The sequence below is a fragment of the Nocardioides sp. NPDC057767 genome, from assembly GCF_042798275.1.
Classification (GTDB): domain Bacteria; phylum Actinomycetota; class Actinomycetes; order Propionibacteriales; family Nocardioidaceae; genus Nocardioides.
On the sequence record NZ_JBHVKJ010000110.1, the window covers coordinates 1 to 7,391 of the forward strand.

General features: G+C 70.3%; 8 protein-coding genes. 3 read left to right on the forward strand and 5 right to left on the reverse strand.

Annotated elements, in window-relative coordinates; all coding sequences use genetic code 11:
* Window positions 1-24: 24 nt before the first annotated feature.
* From ACFVDI_RS28280 to hisI, 3 genes are read right to left on the reverse strand one after another with little or no spacing between them, the layout of a single operon-like run.
* On the reverse strand, window positions 25-225 hold the full coding sequence (locus ACFVDI_RS28280; protein WP_141803961.1) for an HGxxPAAW family protein: 201 nt from the start codon (window positions 223-225) through the stop codon (window positions 25-27).
* Between the two features lie 43 nt (window positions 226-268).
* Window positions 269-817 carry a Trp biosynthesis-associated membrane protein gene (locus ACFVDI_RS28285; protein ID WP_378912207.1) on the reverse strand — a complete coding sequence of 183 codons (549 nt, stop codon included), beginning with the start codon at window positions 815-817 and terminating at the stop codon, window positions 269-271.
* Window positions 814-1,170: a phosphoribosyl-AMP cyclohydrolase gene (gene hisI / locus ACFVDI_RS28290; protein ID WP_378912208.1), complete on the reverse strand. Its 357-nt coding sequence runs from the start codon at window positions 1,168-1,170 to the stop codon at window positions 814-816. The genes ACFVDI_RS28285 and hisI overlap by 4 nt, the downstream gene beginning before the upstream one ends.
* Before the next feature lie 174 nt (window positions 1,171-1,344).
* Here hisI and ACFVDI_RS28295 point away from each other — a divergent pair, with 174 nt between their 5' ends.
* Together ACFVDI_RS28295 and ACFVDI_RS28300 are read left to right on the forward strand one after the other, a co-directional pair.
* Window positions 1,345-1,602 (forward strand): CD225/dispanin family protein, encoded by a 258-nt coding sequence (locus ACFVDI_RS28295; RefSeq protein WP_378912209.1) that lies wholly within the window; start codon window positions 1,345-1,347, stop codon window positions 1,600-1,602.
* Window positions 1,599-2,018, forward strand: coding sequence for a DUF2752 domain-containing protein (locus ACFVDI_RS28300; RefSeq protein WP_378912210.1), 420 nt, complete (start codon window positions 1,599-1,601; stop codon window positions 2,016-2,018). The genes ACFVDI_RS28295 and ACFVDI_RS28300 overlap by 4 nt, the downstream gene beginning before the upstream one ends.
* 13 nt (window positions 2,019-2,031) lie before the next feature.
* On the opposite strand, the gene ACFVDI_RS28305 is transcribed toward ACFVDI_RS28300, so the two are convergent.
* Both ACFVDI_RS28305 and ACFVDI_RS28310 read right to left on the reverse strand, forming a co-directional pair.
* Entirely contained in the window at window positions 2,032-3,849 is a 1,818-nt protein-coding gene (locus ACFVDI_RS28305; RefSeq protein ID WP_378912211.1) for an ABC transporter ATP-binding protein, read from the reverse strand.
* On the reverse strand, window positions 3,846-5,630 hold the full coding sequence (locus tag ACFVDI_RS28310; protein WP_378912212.1) for an ABC transporter ATP-binding protein: 1,785 nt from the start codon (window positions 5,628-5,630) through the stop codon (window positions 3,846-3,848). The genes ACFVDI_RS28305 and ACFVDI_RS28310 overlap by 4 nt, the downstream gene beginning before the upstream one ends.
* Window positions 5,631-5,861: 231 nt before the next feature.
* On the opposite strand from ACFVDI_RS28310, the gene ACFVDI_RS28315 reads away from it, so the two are divergent.
* Window positions 5,862-7,283: a serine/threonine protein kinase gene (locus ACFVDI_RS28315; RefSeq protein WP_378912213.1), complete on the forward strand. Its 1,422-nt coding sequence runs from the start codon at window positions 5,862-5,864 to the stop codon at window positions 7,281-7,283.
* The last annotated feature ends 108 nt before the right edge of the window (window positions 7,284-7,391 follow it).

Consider the following 7,391-nt stretch of genomic DNA (forward strand, 5'->3'; position numbering starts at 1 on the left):
GCCGGGGGCCTCGCTGTCTCAGGCTCAGTGTGACTCGACGTTGAAGCCGAGCTTGGCGAGCACGATGAAGAGCAGACCACCGGCGACGGTGACGGCCACGCCGATCCAGAAGACGAACCAGCTGATCGGGTCGAGCATCATGGCGACGCTGCCGATGAGGAAGCCGAGGAGGCCGACCGCGACTGCGATCCAGGCTGCCGGGGTGTTGCCGTGGCTGGCGGACATTCGATGCTCCTCTACGAGTTCACTTTGCTTGGGTGCAGTGTATTCATTGATCCCCGGTCGTCGGGTCCCGACCCTCGTCCAACGACTTCCAGACGTCGATCGTGGACTGCTCCTCCAGCGGCTTCCGCTCCGGCCTGGCGTCGGCAGGGGCGTCATACCTGCGGCCCATCTCGGGCCACGAGGGGGCCAGGAGCGCGGCCGCGACGGCCGCCACGATGGTCAGGGCGGCGCCGAGGAGCGCGAGGTAGGGCCACGGGGTCGTGGCGTGCTCGGTCTCGCCCCAGACGACCTCGGAGTCGATCGCCCGGCCCAGGGCGTCGATCCCGGCGTGGCCGAAGAAGGTGACGATCACTCCGATCCCGGCCAGGCCGGCGAGGGCGGCCACCAGGCGGCGTACGAGACCTCGGGTGACCAGGACCACGCCCCAGGCCGCGAGGGCAACCAGGGCCAGGCCGGTGGTGGCCGGGGAGTCGTTGAGGTCGGTCGGCATCTGGGCCGGCGCGGTCACCTTCACCCACTCGTTGGAGCCGGCCCAGGCAGCCAGGGCAGCACCGGCGAGGCCGGCGGTGAGGGTGGGTCCGAAGGACCTCACGAGATCAGGCCGGCGTCGAAGCAGGTGTGGTCACCGGTGTGACAGGCAGGGCCCTCCTGGTCGACCTTGAGCAGGATGGTGTCGCCGTCGCAGTCCAGACGGACCTCCTTGACGTACTGCCGGTGGCCCGAGGTCTCCCCCTTGACCCAGTACTCCTGCCGGCTGCGAGACCAGTAGGTCGCCCGGCCCGTCGCGAGCGTGCGCGCCAGGGCCTCGTCGTCCATGTAGCCGAGCATCAGCACCTCGCCGGTGTCATGCTGCTGCACCACCGCGGGCACCAGCCCGTCGGGGTCGCGCTTGAGCCGGTCGGCGATGGCGGGGTCGAGTCCCGCGCCCGTGGGTCCAGTAGTCACGCCTCCAGTATCCCGCTGGGCAACAGTACGGACACAACCGGCATGTCGTGACGTCAATCGAGGGCGGTCGGCGCGCCGGCCTGCCAGACTCTCTCGGTCATCTGGGCCGGGTCTCGGTACGGCCCTGTCAGCCGACCCTCAGGGTCGACTATTCAAACTGGAGAACACCGCATCATGGCTAACCCCACCCCGCAGCCGGCACCGGCGAAGCAGACCGACACCAGCGCCCTCGTGATCGGCATCCTGGTCACGATCTTCTGCTGCCTGCCCTTCGGCATCGTCTCGATCGTCAAGGCAGTCCAGGGTGACGCCGCGGGCGCCAAGAAGTGGGGCATCATCGGCGCCGTCACCGGCGTCGTCGTGATCGTCCTCTACATCATCGCCTCGGTCGTCCTCGGGCTCGGCATGGCCGCCCAGTCGGGGAGCATGTGATCACCACACCCTCACGGGTGCGCGCGGGGCTCGTCCCACTGGCCGTCGTGGCCGGCGGGGCGGGCCTCGCGGCCGTCTTCGCCACCTCCCCCGGGCTCGTCGCCTACGTTCCGCCGTGCCCGATCCACGCACTCACCGGTATCGACTGCCCCGGCTGCGGCATGACCCGCGGCACGATGTCGCTGCTGTCGGGCGACGTCGCCGGCGCGGTCGGCCACAACGCGCTGATGTTCCTGCTCGGGCTGCCGATGCTCGCGCTGCTCTGGTTCTTCTGGCTCCGCGGCCGCGTCGGCGGCCGCCCTGCCCCCGGCTGGGCCCGCTCCCCCGCCGCGCTCCACACCTGGCTGGCGCTGACCGTCGTCTTCACGGTCGTCCGCAACTTGCCCTGGGGACCGTTCACCGTGCTGGCCGCCTGAGTATCCGGGCCCGTCAGCTGCCCTGCTGGGCGACCCAGGAGGCGTGCAGGCGTGCGTACGTGGAGCCGGCCTGCGCCACCAGGTCGCTGTGCGGGCCGCGCTGGGCGAGGTGGCCGGCGTCGACGACGATCACCTCGTCGGCGGCCTCGGCGGTGGAGAGGCGATGGGCGATGGTGACCGAGGTGCGGCCGCTCATCAGCCGGTCCAGAGCCCGGTTGATCCGCATCTCCAGACGTGGGTCGACGGCCGAGGTGGCCTCGTCGAGGACCAGCAGGTCGGGGTCGGCGAGCTGGGCCCGCAGCAGCGCCACGAGCTGACGCTCGCCGGCCGAGAGCGACTCACCGCGCTGACCGACGTGGGTCCGGACCCCGTCGGGCAGGCCGGCGAGCCAGTCGCCCAGGCCGAGCACTCCGGCGGCCTCGACGATCTCGTCGTCGGTCGCGTCCAGACGGCCGTAGCGGACGTTCTCGGCGAGCGTGGAGTCGAAGAGAAAGCCCTCCTGCGGGACGAGCACGACGCTGGTGCGCAAGGAGGCGTTGCCGATCTCGCGTACGTCGACGCCGTCGAGGCGCACCCGGCCCTCGGTCACGTCCATCACCCGGGTGAGCAGCTTGGCGATCGTCGACTTCCCCGACCCGGTCTCACCGACCACCGCGACCCTGCGACCGGGGGCGATCTCGAAGGAGATGTCGTGGAGGACCGGGCGGCCGCCGGGGTAGGCGAAGGTGACGTCGTCGAACTCGATCGAGAGGGGACCGCGGGGCAGGACGGCCCCGTCGGCACCCGGGTCGACGAGGTCGGCGGGCGTGTCCAGGATCCCGATGGTGCGCCGCCAGGAGGCGATCGCGTTCTGCGCGTCGGTGAGGATCTGCGTACCCATCTGGACGGGACCGACGAACAGCGTCACCAGGAAGGCGAACGCCAGGATCTCGCCGACGCTCAGCTCGCCGCCGGTGCCCCGGTAGGCGAGCGCGAGCAGCACACCGCCGACGACCACACCGGCGTTGGCGAGACCGCCGGAGAGACCACCGAGGCTGAAGAAGATCGAGGTGTACGCCTGGGCCCTGGTCTGGGCGGCGCTGGTGGCGTCGATCTCGCGGTCGATGCGCTGCTGGGTGCGGTCCTCCACGGCGTACGCCTTGACCACGGCCGCCCCGACGACCGGCTCGGAGACCGCGGAGAGCATCTTGGCGACCTGGCGGCGCGACAGGGTGTAGGCCGCGGACAGCTTGCGCTGGAAGAAACGCAGGCTCAGGAAGAGCGGGCCGAAGCAGAGCCACACCAGCAGCGCGAGCTGCCAGGAGTAGACCACCATGACGACCGTGGCGATCAGCATCTGCCCGATGCTGACGATGAAGAGCAGCCCGCCGAAGACGATGAACTGGCTGACCTGGTCGACGTCGCTGGTGACCCGCGAGACCAGAGCGCCGCGGTGCTCGGTCGACTGGGTGAGCATCGGCAGGTCGTGGACGTGTCGGAAGGCCTTGGTACGCAGCGTCGCCAGGCCCCGCTCGGCGGCCGTGAAGAGCCGGCTGGTCATCAGGTAGGAGGCCACGCCCGTGACGGCGATGGCGACCAGCGCGACCAGACCGGCGCGCAGGACGTAGCCGAGGTCGGGTCCGTCCGGACCGCTCAGACCGTTGTCGAGGGTCTGCTGGACGACGACGGGCACGACGACCTGGCCGACGCTCGCGAGCACGGCCAGCGCGAAGGTGCCGCGGATGCCCTCGACCAGCTCCGGAGAGTGCTTGATGCCCCGGCGGATGGTCTCGAAGGCGCCGAGGTCCTCGCCGCTGCCGACCCGGGTCTCGGGCTCGAGTGTGGCCGTCACTGCGCGGTCTCCGGGGTCTCGTAGGCGTTGACGAGGCGGGCGTAGGACTCGTCGCGGGCGAGCAGCTCGGTGTGGGTGCCGCGGTCGCGGATGCGGCCGTTCTCGAGATGGACGACCTCGTCGGCGAGCGCGATCGTGGCCTTGCGGTAGGCCACCACGACCAGGCTGGTGTCGCCGGCTCCGTCACGCAGGGCGGCGAGGATGCGCTGCTCGACCTCGGGGTCGACCGCCGAGGTGGCGTCGTCGAGGATCAGCAGTCGTGGGCGGCGGACGAGGGCTCTCGCGAGCGCGAGCCGCTGACGCTGCCCCCCGGAAAGGCTCGCACCGCGCTCGCCCAGGGTGGTGTCGAGGCCGTTCGGCAGCGCGGCGACGAACCCGTCGGCCTGGGCCGCCTTCAGGGCCGACCAGACCTCGTCGTCGGTGAGGTCGGCGCCGAGGGTGACGTTGCCGCGCACGGAGTCGTCGAAGACGAAGGCGGTCTGCGGCACCAGCGCCGCCACCCGGGCCCACTCCCCCGGGCCCAGGTCGCGCAGGTCGGTGCCGTCGAGGGTGATCCGGCCGGTCGCCGGGTCGACCAGCCGGGCCAGCAGCATCGTCAAGGTGCTCTTGCCGGAGGCCGTCTCGCCCACGATCGCGACCGTACGGCCGGGCCCGACCTCGAAGTCGACGCCGTCGAGAAGCGTCGGGCCGTCGGCATAGGCGTAGGAGATGCCGTCGACCCGCACCCGCGCACCGGTCGGCTCGCGGCTGGTGCGCGCTGTTCCGTAGGCGAGACGGCCGGTCGCGTCCAGGACCCTCCGCACCCGCCGGTAGCCGACGACGCTGCGCGGGAACTCCCCCAGCAGCCACCCGAAGGAACGGATCGGGAACGCGACGATGGTGAGCAGGAAGCCGATCTGGACGACGTCGCCGGGTGCGGCACCGCCGCTCGAGACGCGCCCGACGCCGACGGCCAGCACGGCCAGGACGCCGATGCTGGGAAGCGCGGCCAGGATCGGGTCGAACGCCGCCCGGAGCCGGCCGGCGCGGATGTTGACGTCGCGCAGCTCCTGGGCCTTCTCGCGGAACCGGGTGGTCTCCTCGGCCTCGCGCCCCAGCGTCTTGACCACGAGGGCGCCGTCGAAGGACTCGTGGGCGATCCCGGAGAGCTCTGCGCGCAGCTGCTGGGCGCGGGTCATCAGCGGCGAGGAGAAACGCTGGAAGACGAGGTTGGCGACCACGACCGCGGGGAAGACGAGGATCGCGACCGACGCGAGCACGACGTCGGTCCAGAACATCTGCCCGACCGCGATCACCATCATCGCGAGGGTGCCGACGGCCATCGGCAGCGGCGCGATCGGCGACCAGGACGCCTCGACGTCGGAGTTGGCGTTGGACAGCAGCTGACCGGTCGGGTGCCGGTGGTGCCAGGCGAGCGGGAGCGCCAGGTATTGCCGGGTGACCGCGCGGCGCGAGTGCGCCTGCATCCGGAACTGCATCACCCCGGCACCCAGCCGCCGCGCCACCACCCCGACCGCACGCAGGATCGCGACCCCGACGAAGAGTCCCACCACCGCCCACAGCCAGCCGGCGCCGATCTCGCCGTCGCGCAGCGCCGGCACCAGGACGTGGTCGGTGGACCAGCCCAGCACCCAGGCGTCGGCGACCGTCAGTGCACCGAAGAGCGCGGACCCGAGGGTCGAGAGCGTGAAGACCGCCCACTCGCGCCGGATGGCGACTCCGAGAACCTTGAACCCGTCGGTCGTCGTCGCCCTCTGGGGTGTCGGATCATCGTCGCTCATCTCGAGTAAAGCCTAGGTCAGTGCTGTGAATGCGACGAATTTTTTTGACTCATCCCATGTGGGGCCTGCTCGGTCGGCGAGCTCATGCTCTTCCGCTTCGGGCGTCATCCGGTTCGGGTCCTGGTCTTCGACGGTTCGACGAGGTTCCATTCAGCGGAACGGCCTCCCGTAACCCCCTCCGGTCTCGAGACGTTGTGTCTCAGATAACCAAATCCCCCAGGAGGTTCCACGATGCGTCGTGCGGCAGCAGTCATCGTCGCCATGCTCTTCGTCTTCTCGCTCACCGCAGCCGGCCCAGCGATGAGCGCGAGCCCGGAGCTGCGGGACGTGATGGTCGTGGGCAACAACTGGGACGGGACCGCCTCGATCGTCGATGCCCGCAGCTTCGAGGTGCTGCGCAAGGGCATCGACCTGGTGCCGGACAAGGACGAGGAGATCGCCGAGATCCACCAGGATCCCGAGCGGCTGGCCTACTACTACCTGGTCCGCTACGGCCCCGGCGAAGGCAACGACCAGCTGGTGGACGACATGTTCACCACCCGGGACGGCAAGCTGCTGGCGGTCTCGCGGCCCAGCCTCGCCGACGTGGTCTGGATCGACATCGAGAAGGCGCTCGCGGGCTCACCGGACTCCGTCGTGGTCGAGCAGCAGATGGACGGTCACCGCACCGACCACATGGGCCTCTCCCCCGACGGCACCAAGCTGCTGGTCTCCGACTCGACCTCGCGGACGGTGCACGAGTACTGGATGGGTGGCGCCGGCGATCCGCGGACCGGCGAGCGGCTGCGTACCTTCGAGTCGGGCGAGACGCCCCACGAGAACAACTACTCCGAGGACGGCTCGCGCATCTTCCACGCCTCCATCGGCCGCGTCTACCTCCCTGGCGACCAGAAGGAGATCTCCCTCGACTCGCTGCCGCTGATCAATCTCGACCAGCTCGGCCTCGGCACCGTCCCCGGCACCGACCTGCTCCCGCCGGTCAAGATCGGCCCGATCCACGACGCGATCAAGGGCGACCGCTGGTTCGAGATCGTCGACGAGTCCACCTTCGGGATCTCCCAGCGCTGGGAGATGGGCAAGGAGCTGGAGGAGGCCGGCTACCCCTCGATCTCCTCAGCCGTACGTCCCATGGCGGTCGCGCCCGGCGAGCGGTTCATCTACTTCCAGATGTCGTTCCTGCACGGCCTGGTCGAGTTCGACACCCAGGCGGCCGACATCGACGGAAAGGTCGGCTACTCCACCGGCTCGATCGAGGAGCCCCGCACCGGTGCCGTCACGCGTGTCATCCCGCTCCCCAAGCGCACCCAGCTGCCGCGCGAGCTCTACGTCAACGACTCCGCCCACCACGGCCTCTCGATCGACGCCAAGGGCCGGACCCTGTGTGCGGCGGGCACGATGGACGACTACGTCGCGATGGTCGACCGCGCCACCGGCGAGCACACCATCCTCGACGAGGAGACCACCGGCCACTACTACGGCAAGCCCTACTGGACCACCGAGGGCCTCGACCACACCTGCTGGGCGTCGCTCTCGGAGGCCGACGCGGTCGCCGTGATCGACTTCCGCACCGGTGAGGAGCTCGCCTACCTCGACGTCGGCAACCACCCCCAGCGCGTACGCCACGGGCAGATCCCCAGCTCGCTGCTGGGTTAGTCGGTCGGGCTCCGCGCCGCGCGGAATTTTCCCGCCATGGCGGGGTTCTGCGCGAGGTTCCCGCCGGGGCCGTAAGCAGTTTCCCGCCATGGCGGGAAACCTGTCTCT